At 63.8% G+C, this 2084-nt stretch carries 2 protein-coding genes; both read left to right on the forward strand.

Annotation, left to right across the window (positions count from 1 at the left end):
- On the forward strand, positions 1 to 483 hold a 483-nt coding region (locus ACO41U_RS10430), incomplete at its 5' end, for a pyridoxal-phosphate-dependent aminotransferase family protein (protein ID WP_485943796.1).
- A 115-nt stretch (positions 484 to 598) separates the two neighbouring features.
- Positions 599 to 2084 (forward strand): PucR family transcriptional regulator (locus tag ACO41U_RS10435; protein ID WP_485943798.1); only part of this gene is annotated, 1486 nt, incomplete at its 3' end.

Raw genomic sequence — 2084 nt, forward strand, 5'->3', positions numbered from 1 at the left:
TTCGAGCGCTGGATCCCCATCATGAACGATCCCTCCAAGTACTGGGGCACGCCGCCCGTCAACATGATCTGGGCCCTCAAGGAGGGCGTCCGCATCATCAAGGAGGAGGGGCTGGAGGAGCGCTATGCGCGCCACATCCGTCAGGCCGGCTACTTCGTGGCGGGCATGGAGGCCCTGGGGTTCCGTCCCGTAGCGCCGAAGGAGCTGCGCGCGCCGACGCTGACGGTCTTCTTCTATCCCGAGGGCTCAGGGCTGGAGGACGCGGCCTTCCGCGCAAAGCTGGGGGAGGAGGGCATCTACTCCGCAGGGAGCCTGGCCGGTTTCGCCGGTAAGAGCTTCCGGCTTGGGCACATGGGCAACATCGACAAGCACATCCTGGTGGGGGCCATGGCCGCCGTCGAGCGTGCCTGCCTGAAGTGCGGCTACAAGATCGAACCGGGCAAGGGGTTGGGAGTGCTCCAGGCCGGCCTGGCCAAGGAGTAGACGTCAACACGAACCGGACGGGGTGGCCCTTGAGGGCCGCCCTTTTCATATAGCCCCAAAATTTTGTATAATAACCAGTCACGGAGTCCCCGCATCGTAATTTTGCAAGGAGGCGATGGCCATTTCCCTGACCGTCCGAGAACTCTTGACCTCCCAGGAACTTGCCGAGACCGAGCTGATCGCCGGAGCGGGCGGGTTGGACCGGCCGGTCCGGGGCGTCAACGTCATGGAGGCGCCGGACATCGCCCGGTGGCTCAGGGGCGGGGAGCTCTTGCTCTCCACGGGATACCAGTTCCGCGACCAGCCGGACGATTTCGACGACCTGGTCATCGCCCTGCACGAGGCAGGGGCGGCGGCTCTGGGCTTTAAGGGCCGCTTTCTGAGCGAATTCCCCCCTCACGCCAGGGACCTGGCCGAGTGGTTGGGGCTGCCGATCCTTGGCCTGCCCCTGGAGTTGCCCTATTCGGACATCATCCGCATCGTCATTCTGAGGACGGACGAGGTGGAGAATATCCGCTTCTCCGAGTCGGTGCTGCGGTCCTTCACCCAGGTCGTGGCGGAGGGCGGCGGTGCCGAGGGGATCGTCCGCAACCTGACGTCCTTTCTGAAGACCGAGGTATGCTTTTTGGATGCCGCCTCCGGCCGCTGCTTTTGCGCTGCCGAGGGCGGCTTCGGCCCCGTGTCGAGCGCGCGGGAGAAGAAAACGCTCCTGAATCGGCACTACCACGAGCGGCTTGGGCTGGGCAACACCACTTACGGCCATTTCATCTTCAAACGCTGGCCGGAGGGCAGCGCCTGGCGCGTCGTCCTGGAGCACGCCAAGACCGCGATGCTCTTCAGCTTTCAGCGGGATATCGCCGCCCGGCAGGTGGAGGCCCGCTATCGGGACGAGTTCGTGCAGGACCTGATCACCCGGAACATCCGATACCGCGAGGAGCTCCTGAACCGGGGACTTCAATTCGGATGGGACCTGTCCGGGCCCGTCCGCTGCGTCATCTTCGATATTGATGAGTACAAGCGCTGCTTCGGACAGCCGATGTCGAAGCATGAAACTCGGGAGCTCGACGAATCCCGCCAGCACATCTATGCCCTCTGCAAACAGGAGATGCGGGCCGTGTTCCGGGAGTGTCCCTATTCCCCGATGAGCGACTCCATCGTCTTCCTCGCGACGCCGGAATGGAACATGGACTTTTTGTCGCGGCTCCGCGTCGTAGCCGAGGTTGTCCAGAAGAAGGTGCGCTCCTGGACGGACTTCACCCTCACGGTGGGCTGCGGCGACGAAAAACCCGATTTCATGGGCTGCGAGGAGAGCTACGAGGAGGCCCGCAAGGCCATCGAGATAATGCGCCCCTTCTGCGGGGGCAACGCCCTGTACTTCTGGGAGGAGCTCGGCGTCCTCACCATCCTGTCGCCCATCGCCGACAGCATGGAGGCCCGGAAGTTCTGTATGCGCCGCCTGGGCGTCCTGAAGGAGGACGCCCAGCTCTTCGAAACGCTCCAGGCACTGGTGCGGTGCGGCTGGAACCAGAGGGAGACGGCGCGGAAACTGCAGGTTCACTACAACACCGTCCGCTATCGATACGAGCGGATCTGCGAGCTGA

The organism is Fretibacterium sp. (assembly GCF_057312375.1).